General features: G+C 64.1%; 14 protein-coding genes. 6 read left to right on the top strand and 8 right to left on the bottom strand.

Annotated elements, in window-relative coordinates:
* Nucleotides 1-68: 68 nt before the first annotated feature.
* Nucleotides 69-1772 carry a peptidoglycan D,D-transpeptidase FtsI family protein gene (locus LGH82_RS29865; RefSeq protein ID WP_413771406.1) on the bottom strand — a complete coding sequence of 568 codons (1704 nt, stop codon included), beginning with the start codon at nucleotides 1770-1772 and terminating at the stop codon, nucleotides 69-71.
* 90 nt (nucleotides 1773-1862) lie between these two features.
* Between LGH82_RS29865 and LGH82_RS29860 the strand changes: the two genes are divergently transcribed.
* Nucleotides 1863-2420 carry a TetR/AcrR family transcriptional regulator gene (locus tag LGH82_RS29860; RefSeq protein ID WP_227346116.1) on the top strand — a complete coding sequence of 186 codons (558 nt, stop codon included), beginning with the start codon at nucleotides 1863-1865 and terminating at the stop codon, nucleotides 2418-2420.
* 27 nt (nucleotides 2421-2447) lie between these two features.
* Here LGH82_RS29860 and LGH82_RS29855 read toward each other — a convergent pair whose 3' ends face one another.
* The 3 genes from LGH82_RS29855 to LGH82_RS29845 all read right to left on the bottom strand — a co-directional run bounded on the left by LGH82_RS29855 (nucleotide 2448) and on the right by LGH82_RS29845 (nucleotide 5734).
* The gene (locus LGH82_RS29855; RefSeq protein ID WP_227346115.1) at nucleotides 2448-3878 is read right to left on the bottom strand and encodes a cryptochrome/photolyase family protein; all 1431 of its coding nucleotides are present in this window, start codon (nucleotides 3876-3878) and stop codon (nucleotides 2448-2450) included.
* 80 nt (nucleotides 3879-3958) lie between these two features.
* Nucleotides 3959-4907, bottom strand: a protein-coding gene (locus tag LGH82_RS29850; RefSeq protein WP_227343924.1) for an IS630 family transposase whose coding sequence is annotated in 2 segments (ribosomal slippage) — nucleotides 3959-4565 and nucleotides 4564-4907 — 951 coding nt in all. Because the reading frame shifts where the segments join, the coding sequence is not laid out codon by codon here.
* A gap of 194 nt (nucleotides 4908-5101) precedes the next feature.
* Entirely contained in the window at nucleotides 5102-5734 is a 633-nt protein-coding gene (locus LGH82_RS29845; protein ID WP_227346114.1) for a TetR/AcrR family transcriptional regulator, read from the bottom strand.
* 103 nt (nucleotides 5735-5837) lie between these two features.
* Here LGH82_RS29845 and LGH82_RS29840 point away from each other — a divergent pair, with 103 nt between their 5' ends.
* Complete coding sequence (locus LGH82_RS29840) at nucleotides 5838-6242, top strand: VOC family protein (RefSeq protein ID WP_227346113.1); 405 nt, start codon at nucleotides 5838-5840, stop codon at nucleotides 6240-6242.
* A 210-nt stretch (nucleotides 6243-6452) separates the two neighbouring features.
* Here the strand turns inward: LGH82_RS29840 and LGH82_RS29835 are convergent, their stop codons facing one another.
* Complete coding sequence (locus tag LGH82_RS29835; protein ID WP_227346112.1) at nucleotides 6453-7082, bottom strand: hypothetical protein; 630 nt, start codon at nucleotides 7080-7082, stop codon at nucleotides 6453-6455.
* A gap of 110 nt (nucleotides 7083-7192) precedes the next feature.
* Nucleotides 7193-14107, bottom strand: a complete 6915-nt coding sequence (locus LGH82_RS29830) for a hypothetical protein (protein WP_227346111.1) — start codon at nucleotides 14105-14107, stop codon at nucleotides 7193-7195.
* 738 nt (nucleotides 14108-14845) lie between these two features.
* On the opposite strand from LGH82_RS29830, the gene LGH82_RS29825 reads away from it, so the two are divergent.
* From LGH82_RS29825 to LGH82_RS33770, 3 genes are all read left to right on the top strand, one after another.
* Nucleotides 14846-15052, top strand: coding sequence for a ParD-like family protein (locus LGH82_RS29825; protein ID WP_227346110.1), 207 nt, complete (start codon nucleotides 14846-14848; stop codon nucleotides 15050-15052).
* Nucleotides 15049-15825 carry a type I methionyl aminopeptidase gene (gene map, locus LGH82_RS29820; RefSeq protein ID WP_227346109.1) on the top strand — a complete coding sequence of 259 codons (777 nt, stop codon included), beginning with the start codon at nucleotides 15049-15051 and terminating at the stop codon, nucleotides 15823-15825. The genes LGH82_RS29825 and map overlap by 4 nt, the downstream gene beginning before the upstream one ends.
* A gap of 124 nt (nucleotides 15826-15949) precedes the next feature.
* Entirely contained in the window at nucleotides 15950-16354 is a 405-nt protein-coding gene (locus LGH82_RS33770) for a GNAT family N-acetyltransferase (protein ID WP_227346108.1), read from the top strand.
* A 189-nt stretch (nucleotides 16355-16543) separates the two neighbouring features.
* Here the strand turns inward: LGH82_RS33770 and LGH82_RS29810 are convergent, their stop codons facing one another.
* Nucleotides 16544-17698: an FAD-dependent oxidoreductase gene (locus LGH82_RS29810; protein WP_227346107.1), complete on the bottom strand. Its 1155-nt coding sequence runs from the start codon at nucleotides 17696-17698 to the stop codon at nucleotides 16544-16546.
* Nucleotides 17699-17782: 84 nt separating this feature from the next.
* Here LGH82_RS29810 and LGH82_RS29805 point away from each other — a divergent pair, with 84 nt between their 5' ends.
* Nucleotides 17783-18448, top strand: a complete 666-nt coding sequence (locus LGH82_RS29805) for a TetR/AcrR family transcriptional regulator (RefSeq protein ID WP_227346106.1) — start codon at nucleotides 17783-17785, stop codon at nucleotides 18446-18448.
* A gap of 42 nt (nucleotides 18449-18490) precedes the next feature.
* Here LGH82_RS29805 and LGH82_RS29800 read toward each other — a convergent pair whose 3' ends face one another.
* On the bottom strand, nucleotides 18491-19084 hold the full coding sequence (locus LGH82_RS29800) for a TetR/AcrR family transcriptional regulator (protein ID WP_227346105.1): 594 nt from the start codon (nucleotides 19082-19084) through the stop codon (nucleotides 18491-18493).
* Nucleotides 19085-19619: the final 535 nt, after the last annotated feature.

Genomic DNA, 19619 nt, shown 5'->3' with positions numbered 1-19619 from the left:
GCGGATTCCGTTGGCACAGCTGACCGACGCCGCCGGCAGGCGAGCCGCCACGCCATCGAAACCGGCCATCACCGAAGACTGTTGACCGTGAGCTGGGTGTCATCGGTAAAATCGGGCCGCACGCCAAGCATCGCCGCCGTCCTTTCGATGATCGCGCCTGCCACCGGCGCGGCGTTGGAGGCGGCGGTGATGCCCATGCGTGGACGCTCCGGTCTCGGATCGTCCACGACGACAAGGACGACGAATTGCGGATCGTTCATCGGAAAGGCCGCCGCGAAGACGTTGAAATTGTGGTTCTTGGCATAGCGCCCGGCAACGACCTTCTCTGCCGTGCCGGTTTTCCCGCCGACGCGGAAGCCCATGATGTTGGCGCGCCGCCCCGAGCCCTTTATCCCGTTGAGGCGATAGAGATAGCGCATGCTTCTGCTCGTCTCTTCGCTGACCACGGTCTGGGCGATCGCCCTGGCCTGCTCGGACCTGCGGATGAACGTCGCCGGAACGAGCTTGCCCTGGTTCAAGATGGCCGCGATGCCGACCGCCGTCTGAAGCGGGGTCGTGGCAAAGCCGTGGCCGAAGGCGGCGGTGATCGACGTCGCCTGCTTCCACACCTTCGGCTGGACGGGCCGCGCGACCTCCGGAAGCTCGGTCGTCATGCGCGACAGAAGGCCCATCCGCTCCAGGAAGGCGCGATGCCGCTCCACCCCGACCATCATCGCCTCCTTGGCCGAACCGATATTGGAGGAAAACAGGAAGACCTCCTCCAGCGACAGGGGCCGCCCCTTGCCATGGGCATCACGCACCCTTTGCCGGCCGACAATGATGGGCGCGCTGGCGTCGAACATCGTCGAGATGCTGGCGCCGCCGATCTCGAGCGCCATCGCGGTCGTGAACGTCTTGATCGTCGAGCCCATCTCGGCCGTGCCGGCCGACATGCGATTGAGCCGATCCTTCTCCTGGGCGTTGAACGGATTGTTGGGGTCGTAGTCCGGAAGCGAGACCATGGCCATCACCTCGCCGGTCTTGACGTTCAGGATCACGCCGCCCGCCGCCGTGGCCTTGTATCGTTCCATCGCGCGCGAAAGCTCGTCATGGACGACATGCTGGACACGCGCATCGATCGACAGCTGGACCGGCTGGAACGCACCGCTGCCCCCCAGGCCCGCGCCGCGGAGGTCGACGAGCCATTGATCGTCGATCCATTTCTCCATTCCAGACAGGCCGACATTGTCGATGTTGGTCAGTCCCAATATGTGCGACGCCTGGACGCCACCTGGATAGAAGCGCTTGATTTCAGGGCGAAAGCCGATGCCGGGAATGCCCAGGGCCAGCACATCCTGCTGCTGCCGAGGGGTAAGCTGCCGCCTCAGCCAGATGAAGCCCGACCCACTCCTGAGCTTGTGATAGGTCTGCTCGTAATCGAGCTCGGGCAGCACACTGCCTAGCTTTTCCACAGCTTCGTTCGCGTCCACGATCCGCCGTGGCTCGGCATAGAGCGACGCCATGCGCAGGTCGGTCGCCAGTATCGTCCCGTTGCGGTCGATGATGTCGGGCCGCGCCGCGCCGACTGGCCGCACGAGAACGTCCGCCGCATGCGGTGTGGACGAACCATAGAACACCAGGCGCGCCCCGATGATGCAGAAAATAGACGCAAAGGCCGCCATAGTGATCGCCATGCGCCGGCGGCCGCGCTTGCGCTCGCCATCCACCGAAGGGTTCCCCTGGCGTGGCCGCAACAACGAAAACGGAAAGATATTGGAACGAAGCGAATACATCTGCTAAGGCCTTGGTCAGTCGATGCGAAGGGGCATTGCCCGTCGCCTTAATGCAATTCCTTAGCTTTAATCGATTAACGGTTTTTTACCATGTCCGGCCCTCCCCTGATCCGACCGGGTGGACGCAGCGAGCGGATACAGAAAGCCGTTCATGAGGCCGTAAAAGCCCTCAGGGCCGAAATCGAAACCGTTGAGCTCAGCGTGCCGATGATCGCCGAACGGGCGAACGTCACGCCGTCGACCATCTACCGGCGATGGGGGACGGTCGGCGAGCTCCTGGCCGATGTCGCCGCGGAGCGTTTCCGGCCGGACGCCGACCTTCCTGATTCCGGGTCGTTGCGGGGCGATCTGGAAATATGGCCCGAACGCTTCGTCGACGACATCTCGACGGGCGTCGGCTTCGCGCTGATCCAGGAACGGGTTGCCAATACGGCGCTCGCGCGCCGCGCCGCCGGATACGCCCAGGCGAATTTTGAGGTGCTGGTGAACCGTGCAACCGGCCGATCCGAGCCCGCACCGGACCCGGATCGGCTGATAGACCTGCTGGTTGCTCCGATCATCTACCGTCTCGTCTTCGCGGGACAGCAGATCGAAAAGCGCTACCAGCTCGAGCTGATCGAGTTGGCGATGGGTTTGCTGCCTGGCTGAGGCGAAGCCCGCCCGGCGGAAGGAATGTCACTGCCCGCGCGCGCTGCGATAGGCCGCCAAGGCCCTGTCCCTGGCCACGGCATGGTCCACCACCGGGTGCGGATAGTCCTTTCCGAGCGTCAGCCCGCACTGTCGCAGCACCTGCGCCGGCGCTTCCCAGGGACGGTGGATGTACTTGTCGGGCAGCCCGGCGAGTTCCGGCACGTAGCGGCGGACATAGATGCCCCGGGGGTCGAATTTCTCGCCCTGCAGAACCGGATTGAAGATGCGGAAGTAGGGCGCGGCGTCGGCGCCCGATCCGGCCACCCACTGCCAGCTCGCGGGATTGCTCGCCGCGTCGGCGTCGACCAGCGTGTCCCAGAACCACGCCTCGCCTTCTCGCCAGTCGATCAGCAGGTCCTTGACCAGAAACGACGCCACGATCATGCGCACGCGATTGTGCATCCAGCCCGTGCGCCACAATTCGCGCAGGCCGGCATCGACGATTGGGTAGCCGGTCAGCCCCCGCCGCCATGCCTTCATCTCGGCTTCGGCGCCCTGCCATTCGAAGGCATCGAATTCGTCGCGGATGTTCTCCCTGTCGATTTTCGGCAGGTTGAAGAGCAAGTGGTAGGAGAACTCGCGCCAGCCGACCTCCTTTCTGAAGGTTTCGGCGTCCGCCGAGCGTTTGCTGCTGACGGCGGCCATGATCTGGAACGGCGTGATCTCGCCATGCGCGAGATGCGGCGAAAGCCCGGACGTGCCGTCTTCGCCTGGAAAGTCACGGTTTTCGGCGTAGCCGTCGAGGTGGTCGTCGACGAAGGTTTCGAGGCGGCGCAAAGCGCCCTCCTCGCCGGGCTGCCACCGCTCGGAAAGTCCGCCCGACCAGTCCGGCCTGCCCGGCAGCAGCGCGAACGCGCCGAGCGGATCGCCATGCAGTTTCCCCTTCCAGCCGGCGAGTGAAGCCGGCGCGTCGACCGGATGGCGATGCTGCAGTTCCGACAGCTTCCGGTAGAACGGCGTGAACACCTTGTAGAAATCGCCCGCCTGCGTCCTGAGCCTCAACGGCTCATGCAGCAGGAAGCCCTCGAAGCTTTCCGCCACGAAGCCGTCTTCGCGCAGCTTCGCCATCATGGCCTTGTCCGTCGCTATGTCGGCCGGCGCATAGCGGCGGTTCCAGAACACCGAGCCGGCCCTCGTCGCTTCGAGCGCCTCGGCGACGATCCCTTGCGTCGCGCCCTGCCGCAGGATGAGCCGCGCGCCCAGTCCGTCCAGGTCTCGCGCCAGAGCGTCGAGCGAATGGTGCAGCCACCAACGGCTGGCCGCGCCACTACGGCGCGCCCCCTGGCCCTCCTCGTCGAGGATGAACAATGGCACGACGGGCCGGCCCGTGGCGGCGGCCGCCGCGAGCGCCCGGTTGTCGCGGATCCGCAAATCGTTCCGGAACAGGACGAGGATAGGGGCATCATTGCTGGTCATCAGGCAACTCCGGAGCGGTCCGCGACGCGCCCTGCGAGCGCCACCGACCCATACATCCGATGAACTAGAGCAGAATCTGATCATTCCGGCTCATATCCTGTTGCGGCGAAGTAGTTGGCGCACTCGGTTGGTGTGAAGCAAGGCAGTGCGGCGCTGATGGTATCCCACAATTCCGCGACGGTTCGTGCGGCGGCTTTGCGTAGAATCGATTTCAGCTTGGAAAAGGCGTTCTCGATCGGGTTGAAGTCGGGGGAATAGGGCGGGAGGAACATCATCCTTGCGCCGGTTGCTTCGATCGCCACACGGGCGGCTGCGCTTTTGTGCGCCGGCAGGTTGTCGAGGATCACGACATCGTCGGGCCGCAGCGTCGGCACGAGAACCTGCTCGACATAGGCGACAAACCATTCGCCAGTCATCGGGCCGTCCAGGACCATTGGCGCGGTCATGCCAGTGAGGCGCAGGGCGCCGGTGAACGTCGTCGTCTTCCAATGGCCATGCGGGATTGGCGATCGGCACCGCATCCCGCGCTTCGTGCGCCCCCGCAGTCGAGCCATCTTTGTCGAGGCTCCGGTCTCGTCGATGAAGACCAGATGCTCGGGATCAAGATCGGGCTGGGCGTCGAACCAGGCGTTTCGTCGCGCCGCCACGTCTGGCCGCTCCTGCTCGCTGGCGTGCGCCGTTTTTTTTGAAGGTCATGGAGTGACGATCGAGAAACCGCCAGATCGTGCTCGTCGCAAACGACGCGCCATGCTCCTGTCGCAGCAACTCGGCGAGTTCGACCAGCGTGATGTCCACCCGCCTCTCGATCGCCGCCAGGATGATGTCGCGATACGCTTCAACGCGGTGGGACCGCCTGTCGCCGCCCTGCGGCTTTGCGCAGGTGGCTCCGGTCTCGCGCCATTCCCGGACCCAACGCACCGAGCTTGCCGCCGCCACGCCAAATCGCGCCGCTGCCGCCCGTCGCGACAGGCCGCCATCAACCGCTGCGACCACCCGAGCCCGCAAATCTTCCGATAAGGATTTCGCCATGCCATGCCGGCCTCCGAATCCAGCAGATATGCTGAATCAGATTTCCAATCCCAACGAAACCCCTATCGATTCTATCCGCTCGGATTTTGCTCTAGATTACGGTCGCCAAAGGCAAGGGTCGCGCGACATTTAGGCGTTCTCATCCACCGCAAGCGCCACGCGGAGAAGGCCGCACGAGGACTGCGGCAACGCGACTATTTCGGCTGCACCCCATAGGCGACGAGAAACGCCTCGACCGAGGCATCGGCGTGCCGTTCAAGTTCGGCCTTCGAGCGCTGATTGCTTCCTGTGAACATCGCTTCGTTCATCGGGATCCACAGAAGCATTCCAAAAAAATGACTGGCCGCCAAATGGGGGTCATTGGTCTTCATCAAGCCTCGACTGGTGAGCTTTTGAAAGCATGACGCCATCGAGGCGAGCATGCGCTCAAAACCTTTCTCGTACCAACCGCGGCCAAGCTGCGGCATCCGATCCGCGTTGGCGATGATCAGGCGCCGCAGCTTCAACAACTCTTCATCCATGAGCATCGCTATCAATCGCCGGGCAAGCTGCTGCAGGCCACCCTCCAGGAATTTCGCCTCGGAAAGGAGTGTCGTCACGGATTCAATGACATCGTTGGCCTGGGTCGCGGTCGCCAGAACGACTTCGGCGAAAAGCGTCTCCTTGTCCTTGAAATGCTTGTAGACGGTCTGCTTGGAAGCCCCCGCCCTGGTGGCGATCTCCTCCATGCTGGTTCCGTCGTAACCCTTGCCGATGAACGCCGCCGTGGCCGCCTGAATGATTTCACGATCCTTGCGGGCCGATCTGGTCTCACCGTCGATTTTCATGTCGCCCCATTACCAGTACTAGACGGTACCGTTCCCGCATGATAGCTGTCAGCCACAGTACTGGACTGACCAGTACCCGTCAACGAAGGCAAGGCTTAGACCGATGACCAAGATGATCTTCCTCAATCTGCCGGTGCGCGATCTGCAGGCGGCGACAAACTTTTATCTCGCGATCGGAGGCTCGCTGAACCCCCAGTTCTCGAGCGATCAGGCCAGTTCGATCATGTTCTCCGACGCGATCGGGGTCATGTTGCTTACGCACCAGCACTACAGCCAGTTCACGGCGCGGCGGATCGGTGACGCCAGGCGTGACAGCCAGATGCTGATCGCGCTCACCGTCGGCAGCAAGGACGAGGTCAATGCCACAATCGAAAAAGGCGTGGCGGCGGGCGGCCGCGCCGATCCTAATCCAGCACAGGATCTCGGCTTCATGTTCAACCGCCACATCGAGGACCCCGACGGCAACGTCTGGGAGTTCCTGTGGATGAACCCCTCCGCCATGCAATAGCCCGTCACTGAGCATCCATTCGTCGCGGATCCCGTTGGCACAGCCGACGCGCACCGCCGACTGGCCGGCCACTTCTACCTTAAATGAACGAAGTGGCCACTCGATCAGATCTCGATGCGGCGGCCGTCTGCGGCCGCCGCATCGGCGCCGAAAAAGGCATGCCTGGATAGCGCAGCCCGTGCCGTGGGCCCCACGGGCACATTCGAGATTTCAAGATCCCTTCCGGACACGCTCCGAGTTCGTAAGAGCCTCGCCCAGTCGTCCGACGGTCTGCTTCAACGCCTTTTCGGCTGAATCAATGAGCGCCTTTGCTCCGCCTTCACAGAATGCACCCGCGTCACCTTGGGCATTTCCTTCCCCTGCAACGGTGGAGCCCAGGAGCCGGCCTTTAGGCCCATCGACGATGATCGATGCTGCAAGTTGAACTTCTGTTTCCATCCCGACCGTCCAGAACCCTGGAACGACGCGAAGCCGGCCATCGAACTCTTCACCCTTGACGATGATCATTCCCTTGGCACCCTGAGCAGCCAGATCAGCTCGATCGACGGGCCGCTCGACGAGCTGCAGCTCGGTGACGAGAGTCGCGAAGGTCTTGCTAACCGATCCCTTGAAGCCGGATCGCAAATCAAGCGGAAACGTGTGAGCCGCACAGTTCATGTCAGACGGCTTTATGTCACGGCTCAGTGCACTTGGGTCCACATAAAGCAGGTATTTGCCCGGCAGCTTGTCGCCGTAGGATGAATATACATTGTAAGAGGCAATCGGCAGCGGCTCCGCCTTGTATTGGCAACCGGAAACGGTCGCGGCAAATACCGCGAATACAAAAACTCGAAACTTCATAATTATCCCCCAAACCCTTTTTTACAAAATCAAAGGGCAAAGAGGATGTCTAGGACTCTTTAACTCCCGATACACAACTCATTTGAAATCGGAAATTGTTCAGTAGCCCCCTACCAGTTCACCTTGAAGCCGACATTGCCGCCATAGGTCTGCACGCCCTGCCCGAACTTGCCGTCGAAGGTGGTGAACATCGAGGTGTTGTTGGCAAGGTTCATCTTCAGCCCGGCGTCGACCGCAACGGCATTCTCGGCGGCCGCGGCGCCCTGGATGACGAGGGGATAGCCGGGAGCTGCCTGGAACTCCGGCTTGACCGAGCGGTCCGGCTCGAACTCATGCACCCAGGCTGCCCGGCCCCAGGCCTGCAGCGACTTGCCGTTGCCGACGTCCACCGTCGTGTCGAGTTGCAGGCCGAGCGAGACCGGCAGCGACAGGACCGCGCGGCTGTCGAAGCTGAGGCCAAGCGCGCCCCCGCCGATCGAGGTCTCGTTGAAGGCGTCCATCGACAGCATCGAGAACTGCACTCCGGCAAAAGGCGTGATGGCGCCCTCGCCCACCGTCTGCCGCCAGCCGGCTTCCATGCTTGTGCCCAAGCCGGCGCTCAGGAAATTGCTTTTCCAGTGCTCGGTCGGGAGACCGGCAATCGGGTCGAGCGGTGCGTTCGAGCCGGGAACGCTGGCGTCGCGGTCGATGTTGTTGTTGTAGAGACCGAAGGCGAGCGCCCCATTGATGTAGAACTGGTCCCATTTGCGGGCGAGATGGGCCCCGACCTGGCCGCCGATGATATTGCCGCTGGTGGCTCGATCCGGCACGGCAAAGGAGGTAGCCGCGCCACCCATGGCAAAGCCCATCATGACGTCCGGATCGCCAACGGAATCGAAGCCCGCGGCGAAGCTGCCGCCCTGGTAGACGGTCTCGGCACTGCCGACGGCCGCGTTGCCAGCGAGTTGGCCGGTGCTGCCGCCGGCGGTCGCCCAATAGCTCCAGCGCCGCTCGTCGGGCGCCTTCTGCAAGGCACCGAACGCATCCTTCTTGGCCTTCGGCTCGTCATAGGCCTGCGGCGCGATGGTCTGGTCCATCGGATCCGTGCCGAGGCCGGTGCGCCAGAAGTCGGACTGGCGTGTCATCGAGGACAGGAAGGTGCCGTAGGCGTCGAATTGGGGCTGCTGGACGCCCGACACGCCCTCGCCGGAAATCGAATCGTAGACCCCGCCCAGTTGGCCGAGCGTCGGAACGTAGAACAGCGCCGCGGCGATCTTGTTGAAGCTCGCAGGTGGCTGGCCGGTCTGGATCGCGTTGACGGCGTTCCCGATCAAGGTCTGGTTCCTGGTCAGGCCGATGGGGGCGAAGTTGATGTCGACGTTGAGGTAAACGTTGTCGCTATCTGGGAACTGCAGTTGATACTGCGCGACCGCACTGGGTAACGCGTTCAGCTTCAACCCGTCGTGGGTTACCCCATCATGCGCATAGAGGATCAGGAAGTCCTGGCTGCCGGGCTTCGCCGCGGCTGGGTTCAATATGTTTACGGCAACCGCACCGTTCAGATCGGCCGTGCCGCTGACGTTGATGAGGTCCGATCCAGGATCGAGGTCGACGTCGAGCTTATAGATGCCGGTCGAGGACTGGTTCCAATTGCCGTCGAGGTTGGTCGTCATCACATTGCCGTCGCCGCCCGGCGAGAAATAGCCGCTGTCGGTGAAGAGGTTGTCGCCGCCGAGCTGGGCGTAGGAACCGGCATTGAAGGTCGCGCCGGCCTTGTTGGTGAAGCTGTTGGCGCCGGTGCCGAGATCGAAGGAGCCGGTGACCGTGCCATAATTGGTCACGTCCTCGTTGCCCACGCCGGAAAGGATCGCCCAGCCACCGGCGGTGCCACTCGCGGTCGTGATCGTGCCCTTGTTGCTGATCGTGTTGGTGGCGCCGTCGATGATCCAGACACCGACGCCAACATGGGTGGCGTCGGTGGCGCCGCCCTTTACAAGGCCGTTGGTGCTGTTGAGGTTGATGGCGATGTCGCCGTTGCCCTCGACCGCCTTGCTCTGCGCGACGATTGCGTCGGTGCCGGCGGCATGGGTGACCACCGAGCCGGTGAGATCGACCGTGACGTTGCCGGCGGTGCCGAGATACTGCTGTGTCGTATCCTTCGTGCCGCCATTGCTCTGCGCGAAGATGCCGATGGAGCCGTCGCCATAGGTGTCGATCGCGCCGGCATAGTTGACGTGGACGATGCCGGAATCGCCGGCGTCGCCATTGCTGCCGACGGCCCAGTTCGTGACGTCGTGGATACCGGGGATCAGCTCGTTGCCGAGCGTGCCGAGAATGCCGCCGCCGCCACCGACCGACTGCGCGAAGATGCCGGCCGAGGACGAGCCATGGGTGATGATCGCCCCGTTGCCCTCGACGGTGACGTCCTTGCCCGAACCGCCGTCACCAGCGCCTTGCCCGAACGCCAGGCCGATGCCGAGATTGAGTGCCGGGATCGGCCCCATCGCGCTTTCCAGCACGCGGTCGACATTGCCGGCGACGCCACCGCCACCGCCGACCGACTGCGCGAAGATGCCGTTGGAGGCCGCGCCGAAGGTCTCGATCTTGCCGTTGCCATTGTTGGTGACGGTGACGATGCCGCCGTCGCCGCCGCTGGTGCCCCTGCCGCCGATGCCGAGCGTTCCGGTGGCGCCGATATTGGCTTTGCCGCCGACACCGCCGCCGCCGCCGACCGATTGCGCGAAGATGCCGTTGGAATTGCTGCCCTTCGTGGTGATGTCGCCGGTGTTGGTAACCTCGACGAGGCCGCCGGTTCCGGTGCTGCCGTCATTACCGCCGACCGCGATGCCGAGATTGCTGTAGATCTTGGTCTTGCCCATCAGCACGTTGGCGATCAGCGCCACCGGGACCGGAATCAGTTCGCCGGTGCCGAGCAGACCATTGCCGCCGGCACCGCCACCGCCGCCCACGCTTTGCGCGTAGATGCCGTCCGAGAGGGAGGCATTGGTGACGATATCGCCGCTATTGGTGACGGCCACATGGCCGCCATTACCGGCGCCGCCGCCATCGCCGCCGACCGCGACCGACATGGCGATGTTGGTTTGGGCGTCGGGAGGCGCGTCGCCCTTGCCGACCAGCACGTTGATCGAGTTGGCCCGGCCGCCAATGCCGCCTCCGCCGCCGATCGACTGAGCGAAGATGCCATAGGCGCTGTTGCCGGTAATGATCGGATCGCCTTCGGCATCGACCGTTTGAGTATCGAGGCCGGTCTCGATGCTGCCGTAATTGTGGACGGTCACATCCTCGCCATCGCCGGCCGCACCGCCCTTGCCGCCGACCGCGACCGAGATATTGACCGTCTGCGCGCTCGAACTGGTGGCGTTCGCCCAGCCGAGCACGCCGGTGATGGCGTTGCCGCCATCGCCGCCACCGCCGCCCGCGCTCTGCGCATAGATGCCGACGGCGTTGTCGCCATAGGTCCGGATGCCCGACCAGTTGTTCACCGTCACCGTCGAGCCGTCACCGGCAACGCCGCCGCTGCCACCGACCGTGACGCCGATGTTTCCTTGGAGCAACTCGCTGTTGTTAATGCCGATGTTCACGCCGACCGCGAAGCCGCCATCGCCGCCGCCGCCGCCGATCGACTGCGCGCGGATGCCGTTGGCGCCGATGCCGAAGGTGGTGATGATGGAATCCGCGATGATGTTGCCATCGCTGTCCTTGCCCGCGTCGACGATGACGGCGCCGGCGGTCTCGCCCTTACCGCCAGTGCCGCCGACCGCGACCTCAATGTTGGCGCCGCCGCCGATGGTCATCGAGCCGCTGGCCGCGTAGCCGCCAATGCCGCCGCCGCCACCGATGCTCTGCGCCCAGATGCCGTGGGCGTCCGTGCCATGGGTGGTGATGCTGCCGCCATTGGTGACATGGACGATATCGGCGATGCTCCCATCGCCGCCGCCGCCGCCAACCGAGATCGAGACCGCCACGGTGGGGATTTCGGCCGGATCGGGCGAGACGCCCAGCGTGAAGGCGACCGCTGAGCCGCCATTGCCGCCGCCGCCGCCCACCGACTGCGCCAGGATGCCGTAGGCCTTGTCGCCGGAGGTGGTGATGTCGCCTTGGTTGTCCACCGTGACGGTGCCGCCATTGCTGCCGCCGCCGCCGTGGCCGCCGACCGCCGCCGAAACAGCGCCGACCGCGATGGCGCCGGAGATGGCGAAACCACCATTGCCGCCGCCGCCGCCGAGACTCTGCGCGTTGATGCCGATCGCCCCGTTCTGGTGGGTGATGATCGTCGAGGCATTGTTGACCGTCACGGCTTTGGCGAGGCCGCCCGTGCCCGCATCGCCGCCGAGCGTGACCGTCATCGCCACCGCGCCCAGCGTGCCGCCGCCGGCAAAGCCGCCATTGCCGCCGCCGCCGCCAACGCTCTGCGCGAAGATGCCATAGGACTGGAGGCCGAAGGTCTCGATCGTGCCGCCGGCGGTGTTGACGGTGACTATATCTCCATCGCCCGCCACGCCGCCCTTGCCACCCATGGCAAGGCCGAAACTGAACGCGCCACCGCCGCTGACCGCGACGGCGCCGCCGCCATCTCCGCCGCCGCCGCCGACGCTCTGCGCGAAGATGCCGTAGGCGCTATCGCCTTGGGTGGTGATGTAGCCCTTGTAGTTGACAGTCACGTCCTCGCCGTTGCCGCCAAGGCCGCCGCTGCCGCCAATCGCGAAACTGGCGCCGGCGCCGGAGGTGCCGTTCGCGATCGAGACCGCAAGACCACCCCTGCCGCCGCCGCCGCCGACCGACTGCGCGAAGACGCCATAGGCCTTGTTGCCGGTGACGACCGTTTGGCCCTGACCGTTGGTGGTGCGCGTGCCGGTATTGATCACGGAAGTGACAAGGTGGCTGAGATCGCCGGGCGTGGCCACGTGGTTGACCTCGACCGATCCGCCGTTGCCGCCCTTGTCGCCGGCGCCGCCAATGGCGATCGAGATCGGCGCACCAGCGGTATAAGAGCCGCCGCCATTGCCGCCGCCGCCGCCGAGCGACTGGGCGAGGATGCCGACGGAATTGTCGCCGCTGGTGGTCAGGCGGCCGGAGGAGTTCACTGTGACTCCGAGACCGTCGCCGCCGCCGCCGCCAGAGCCGCCGATGGAGAAGAGGCCGGCACTGGAGCCGCCATCGCCGCCACCGCCGCCGATCGACTCCGCCTGGATGGCGGTGCCCGCGGTCGTGATGGTGCCCGTATTGTTGACGGTGACCGTGCCGCCATTGCTGGTGGAGGAGCCCTTGCCGCCGATCGCGACGAGGCCGCCGCTGTCGCCGCCATTGCCGCCGCCGCCGCCGATCGACTGGGCGAAGATGCCGCGCGCCTTGGGTCCGATGGTGATGAGCGTACCATCATTGGTGACGGACACCGTCCCGCCGCCGCCGCCGGCACTGCCCTCGCCGCCGATCGCCACCAGGCCGCCGCTGCCCGAGCCATTGCCGCCGCCGCCGCCGATCGACTGCGCCACGATCGCGTCGGCGCCGACATCCGTGATGGCGGGGCCGAGCTCGGTGACGCTCGTATCCGAGCCGCCGAACGTCCTGATGACGTTGCCCGCGGCATTGGTGACGATGACGGTTCCGCCGTCGCCGCCGGAGCCGGCGTCGCCACCGATGGCGACGAGGCCGCCAGCGCCGCCCGCGTCGCCGCCGCCGCCGCCGATCGACTGCGCCAGGATGCCGAAGGCACCGACGCCATAGGTGGTGATGCTGCCGCCGGCATTGTTGTTGACGGTCGCGGTGTTGCCGGTGCCGCCGCCGGAGCCGAGCTTGTTGCCCAGCGCGACGATGCCACCGGCATCACCGGCATCGCCGCCGCTGCCGCCGAGCGACTGCGCCCAGATGCCATAGGAACGCGCACCCTTGGTCTCGATGACGCCGGTATTGCCCACGGTGACCATACCGCCATCGCCGCCGGCCGAGGCCGAGCCGGGCAGGCCGACGATGCCGAAGCTGTCGCCGCCCGCACCGCCGCCGCCGCCGATCGACTGGGCAAAGATGCCGACCGACTTCTCCTGATTGGTGGTGATCTGGCCGCTATTGTTGACGATGACCGTACCGCCGGTCGTCGGCGGGCCGCCAGAGCCGCCTTGGCTGAAGATGTAGCCACTGCCGCCGGCGCCGCCCTGGCCACCCTTGCTCATCACGTGGATGCCGTCGGCGCCGCTCGCATTGGTGGTAATCGTCGCCGCAGAGGTCAGCGTGATGTCGCCACCCTGGCCGGCGGCGCCACCCTGGCGCGCCTTCTGATTGCCGTAAGAATCGCCGCCCTTGCCGCCATCGCCGCCAACGCTGGAGATCTCGACCGCGGCCTTGCCGGTATCGCTGGAACTATAGCTGTCGGTCGAGGGCAGCGTGTCAATGATCTTCGGTCCGTTGCCGCCCGGCTGGCCGTCGGAGCCGCTCACGCCAATGGTCAGGCTGCCGAGAATGCCGAAGTCGATCTTGATGCCATAGGCATTGGAGCCGCCCGAACCGTTGGAACCGGTCCGGTTGTCGACAAAGCGCACATCGTTGCCTTGGGTCACCGTGCCGCCGCTACCGTCACCGCCTAGCGCGCCACCATCAACCTGCACCCCGATCTGATAGGCGTTGAGCGTGGTTTTCGGATTACTGGAGTCGGTCTCGTTCTCGACGACAATGCCGGTGTAGTAGGTTTGGCCATCGACCGTCGTCGTATCGTAGGAAAGAACCTTGTAGGTCGTTCCGCCGGAGACGTAGGTTGTGCCGACGTCGGGCGGAGTGACGATGAAGGCGTTGAAGGTGGTTTTGCCGTCGACGATGACCGAGGTCACCACCCAGCCATTGGGCGGTGACGGGATTTGGACTATCGTTTCGAAACTGTCGGATTTGGGGTTGTAGACCTGATCGCCGACCGCCAACGCGAACGCCCTGCCCACGGGCAGAAGCAGTATCGAGGCCGTCAGGAGTCCAAACACGCTCGACCGGGCGGACCGGCGCAGAGCCTTCAGCCCAATTACGGGCACACTAATATTCTTCATTGCCGCAGTCGTCCCCCGCCCCGGGAGAGCTCCGATTCGGCAGAATCCGAGAGCGGCCCTGCCAAGGCAGGCCTCACTCGGTTTCACGCGTTACGGAATTCTTCCCCGCTCCACGCGTATCTGATTTGCGCGGGTTGACTGTGCTATATCTGACACAGTTGAGATCATTTCCAAATCAGGCAAGTATTTCACGGCCTTGATCGAGTGGCGTTCACTTGGTGAACCCGTGCCTCCGATGGAAGCTGGAACCCGTCGGAATCCGCCGGGAATGCGATATCTTGTGGATATCTACCGGCACCTACGAGGGAAACGCTATATCTTGTTCAGCATTCCGCGTGGGCGGCGATGCGTTTTGGCTGCGCCGGCAGGGAGCCTGACCGATGGTTCTCCGACCTGACTTTTTCTGGGTGGATTCTGCCTCTCACGCGAAAAGTAGCTGGATTGGTCGCCAAGGCGAATCAGTTGCGATTCCTGACACGGACCGGGAGGCTCGAAGGCCGGTGCCAATCTCATAGGGCGTGCGTTTGGCTAGAACGTCGAAGCGGTTACCATCGGCAGAGCCCAGCTCGGGCTCACTCTCAAAATACTTGGTGATCTCGGCAATCGCCCAACATGATCGGCGTCGGTTCAATGGGTCGAGTATTTTCCATCACACCTTGTCCGGCTCAGTCACGTCATTGGCTTTCTCATCCATGACATATATACGCTCCATATACGATTCGTATACGGGAACACCCAATGGGCATTGTGAACATAGATGATGATCTGCACGATCTGCTGCGCAGGGCGAGCAAGGTATCGTGTCGTTCGATCAATGCGCAGGCCGCCTACTGGATCAAGGTCGGCATGCTCTGCGAGACCAATCCGACGCTCAGCTTCACCGAGATAATCAAGCGCGAGCTTGGTTCCGCAGGTGTTTCGGCTCAACCACTTGCCGAAGCATGACGAAGCAGCCTCGGGAACTGGCGTTGCTGGCCGAATCCGGGCGGCTGCTGGCGTCCGTGTTCGGCCTGCTCGATCGTACCTCGCTCGCCGGCATGTCGACGCTCCAGGTCAATGAGATGGTCGAGCAGTTCATCGTCGGCGATCTCCAGGCCCGACCCGCGAGCAAGGGCCAATATGGCTATGGCTTTGTGTTGAATTCCTCTGTGAACGATGTGGTCTGCCACGGCGTCCCATCGCAATCGAACGTGCTTCGGGACGGCGACATCGTCAATTTCGACATCACGCTTGAGAAAAACGGCTATATCGCGGATTCCAGCAAAACCTATCTGGTTGGCGCGGTAAATCCAGCCGCCAGGAGGCAGGTCCAGACCACCTACGAAGCCATGTGGATGGGCATCCGGGCGGTTCGTCCGGGCGCGCGGCTCGGAGACATTGGCTGGGCGATCGAACGACATGCCAAGCGCAACGGCTATTCCGTGGTGCGTGAATTTTGCGGCCACGGCATCGGCCGGGAGATGCACGAGGAACCGCAGGTTCTGCACTGCGGCAAGCCGGGAACCGGCCTCGCGCTGCGTGAAGGCATGGTCTTCACCATCGAGCCTATGCTCAATCGGGGCCGACGCAGTGTGAGAACCGAGGCTGACGGCTGGACTGTCGTGACGAGAGACGGCTCGCTTTCCGCGCAGTTCGAGCACACCGTTGCCGTTACGGCTTCCGGCGTGTCGGTGCTGACGCTGCGTCCTGACGAACTGGCTTCGGGGCCGCGCCCCTGACCACCGCTTAAGCCGAATACGGAGAGAGTCCCATCAATACCTTGATTCGGACTGAAGGTGGGGTTCAGCCTATACGAGTAGTGTCACTCGCCGAAGACTCGGCCGCTATCCCACTGGTAGCCAGATGGCTGAGCGCCGAGTGGGCCAAGCACAGGGCTATTGTTACGACGACACTCTTTCCTGGTGCAACGAGGTTGCAAACAGTGACAATGAACTGTTGGCATGCGCCTTTCTAAACGAGCACCCGGTTGGCGTTGCATTGCTGGTTGAGTGTGACCTGCAATCCCATGACTATTGGCGACCTTGGCTATCAAGTCTCTACGTGCCCGTGGAGCATCGGGGCAAGAGAATTGGCGAGGCCTTGATGTCAGCCATATGCGCAGCGGCGAAGAATGGCGGGTCGTCAGATCTGTATCTCTATGCGGCCACCGGCTGGCTAACAGCATACTACACCAGGTTTGGTTGGCGCTCGGTTGAGAGGATAGAGGAGTCTGGGAATATGTTCGAGGTGATGAAGAAGCAGCTATAGCGCCATCAGAAGGTGAGATTGTTGTATTGCCCAGGCGCGTGGACGCGCAGCGTACTCCTGCTCTGTTGCCTGGAACACGCTGAAGGTAGCGTTCACGGCGCCGTCGATGATCTGGATATTCTTCACGACGCGTATTCTGGCGTTCAACAGCAACAGCGGCAATGGAACCCGGACCGTCAGCGATGCGGATCAGGACCGCGCGGCTCCCTTGGTCTCCCCTTTCGACGCGCGGGCGAAGAAGTCGACCAGTCCGAACGGCGCCCGCTCGCCGATGCAGAGATCGAGGATCTGGTGTGCATCGACGGCTTCCGCTTCGCTGCGCGGGAACATCGCCGCCTCGTAGGCGGTAAGTGCCACTTCGATGTCATCGGGATGCGCGGCGATCGCCTTTGCCAGTTCCGCGCCGTCGAACATTGCCAGGTTCGCGCCTTCGCCGGCCGGCGGCGCCAGGTGCGCGGCGTCGCCCAACAGGGTCACCCCGGGCACGCGGTCCCATCGGTGGCTGTTCGGCAGCGCGTTGATGGTGCGCAGGACCGGCGGGGTTTCGCCGTCGGTGATGAGCGCGGTGAGCGCTGGCGCCCACCCGTCGAACTCGGCGGCGATGCGGGCGCTCGCGGCGCGGGCGTCGCTGAAGTCGATGCCGGTGAACCACGCGGCGGGCCGCTTCAGCTGGACATAGGTGTGAAGAACGCCCCCCGCCTCGCGATGCGCTGAAATCCCCTTTCCCGGGGCGAGCGCGAACAGCGCGCCGCTGCCCGCCGCTTCGGCCGCCGCGGGATGCCGCACGTCGGCGTCGTACAGATAGGTCTCGATGAACGACGCGCCGACATATTCGGGCTTTGCGTCCGACAGCAGCGGCCGGACCTTCGACCAGGCGCCGTCCGCGCCGACGAGGAGTTCGGTGCTGACCGTCGACCCGTCGGCGAATGTCAGCTCGTGGCGGCCGAAGCCTAGCGCCGCGACACCGGCGAGCTTCTTTCCCCATTGGATCGTGTGCGCGGGCAAGGATTCGATGAGAATGCGCCTGAGATCGCCGCGCAGAACTTCGGGACGCCCACCGGTGCCGTCATCGAGCTCTTCGAACAGCACCGCACCGTGCTGGTCGAGCACGCGCGAAGCCTGGCCGCCCTCGTGGATGATGGCACGGAACGCGTCGAAGAGGCCGGCCGCTTCGAGCGCGACTTGCCCGTTGTATTCGTGAATGTCGAGCTGTCCGCCCTGCGTGCGGGCCTCGGCCGAGGGCTCGGCCTCGTAGATCGTCGCGGCAATGCCGTGGACGTGGAGGACGCGTGCCAGCGTGAGGCCGCCAAGCCCCGCACCGATGATCGTGACTGGGGGTGTCATCTTCTTCCTTTCAAAATTGGACTGGAACACTGTTCCATAAACATATAATTGGAACACCGTTCCATTCATGTCAAGATGGCACCCATGGCGAACAAGCGAATCGAACGGCGCACGGACGCGCTCTCAAAGGAACGGATCGTCGAGGCCGCGATCGAGATCCTCGACACCGAGGGCGAGAGCGCCCTCACCTTCCGCGCGCTGGCGGCCCGCCTGGCAACCGGGGCCGGTGCGATCTACTGGCACGTCGCCGACAAGAACGAGCTGCTCGCGGCGGCCACCATCGACATCATCGCTCGAGCCATGACTGGCGTGGCCAGCGATGCGGAGCCTAGGGAGACGATCCGTGCCATTGCGCTTGGCCTGTTCGACGCGATCGACGCACATCCCTGGGCCGGCGCCCAGCTTTCCCGCGAGCCGTTTGAACCCGCCATGCTGCTTGTATCCGAAGGCATAGGCGGCCAGCTCCAGGCGCTCGGCGTTCCCGAACAACAGCGGTTCAACGCCTGGTCAACGCTCGTCAGCTATATCCTCGGCGCCGCCGGACAAAACGCCGCGAACGCCCGCCGCCTCCCACGCGACACGGATCGCTCGGCGTTCCTCGGCAGCGTCGCCGCGCAGTGGGCTCGGCTCGACCCCGAGCAGTACCCGTTCGTGCGCCAGCTGGCGACGCAACTGCGCGAGCACGACGACCGCGAGCAATTCCTGGCCGGCATCGACCTCATTCTGGCCGGCATCGCAACCGTTCGATAGGTGGATCACGGTTGGACAGGATCGGAGCCGGTTCCCTTTCCGTCAGATTTTGTTTCCAGCCTGGTACGTGAGGGCGAAGTCCAGCAACCCCATCGTATCGGTCCCTGGCGGGGCGATCGCCATCAGCCGGGCGAGACGGCCATCGATCGCAAGAACGGCATAGCCATGCAGGAGGCACCATTGCGCGGTCATGGCGCCGATGCGCGTGCGATCCTCAGCAAGGTCCGAGCTGCTGCCGAACTGCACCAGGACGCCAAATACGCTTTGTCTCGCGGCGAGTAGGCGAGGATTGTCCGCATTGAGCCGCTCGCCCCGAAACATCAGCGAGAACAGGCCGGGATTGTCGATCGCAAAGGCCACGTAGGCGTGACTGGCCGCGATCCTCCAGTTCGGCTCCGTGGGGCTCACCTCCTGCATCATCGACGTCAGGCGCTCGAAACCCAGGGCGGCAAGTTCGCTCAACAATTCCGACAGGTCCTTGAAGTGATGACCGGGCGCGCCGTGCGACACGCCTGCCTCGCGTGCAATGGCGCGAAGTGTCAGGGCCGGCAGGCCGTCCCGCCGCAATATGGACTCGGCGGCCGCGAGCAGCGCATCGCGCAGGGCACCGTGATGGTAGGGTTTGAGTTGCTCCAAAATTAAATCCTTACACCGTCTAGATTTCTGTTGACTCCCTTCGCGAGATGAGAGAAAGGAGCATTTAGACACCGTCTAGATAGACGCTTGACCGAGGCAAAGCAAGCTCGAACAGGCACCAAAGCTGGCGTGGTCGAAATGACTCCGCGCGCCACGAAGGCGGCGGCTTTTATCAACAACAACAGGATGAGAAAAATGACTTCCAAGATGCTTCTGACCGTGGCGGCTGCTGCCGTCATGACCCTTGGTGCGGCTGGCACCTCACGGGCACAAAGCCTCGCTTTGGATTCGACGGGACAGCCGTCGGCCCGCTTGATCTACGTCGCCGATGGCTGCGGACCCGGCTGGTATAGGGGTCCGGGCGGCGCCTGCCATCGCTTTGGTCGCGGGCCTTATCCGTGGGGCTATTATTCACAGCGCCCGTATCAGTGGAACCCATGCCCTCCCGGCTATCATCTCGGTGGCGGTGGCCGGCGTTGCTGGCCCAACTGAGGCGGATGCCGCGTTCGCGACGGGAAGGCCTCACGCCTCCCGT

This window comes from Mesorhizobium sp. PAMC28654 (assembly GCF_020616515.1).
In the GTDB taxonomy this organism is placed as follows: Bacteria; Pseudomonadota; Alphaproteobacteria; order Rhizobiales; family Rhizobiaceae; genus Mesorhizobium.
The sequence above is the reverse complement of the archived record's forward strand: the minus strand, read 5'-3'. Positions and strand labels throughout refer to the sequence as shown.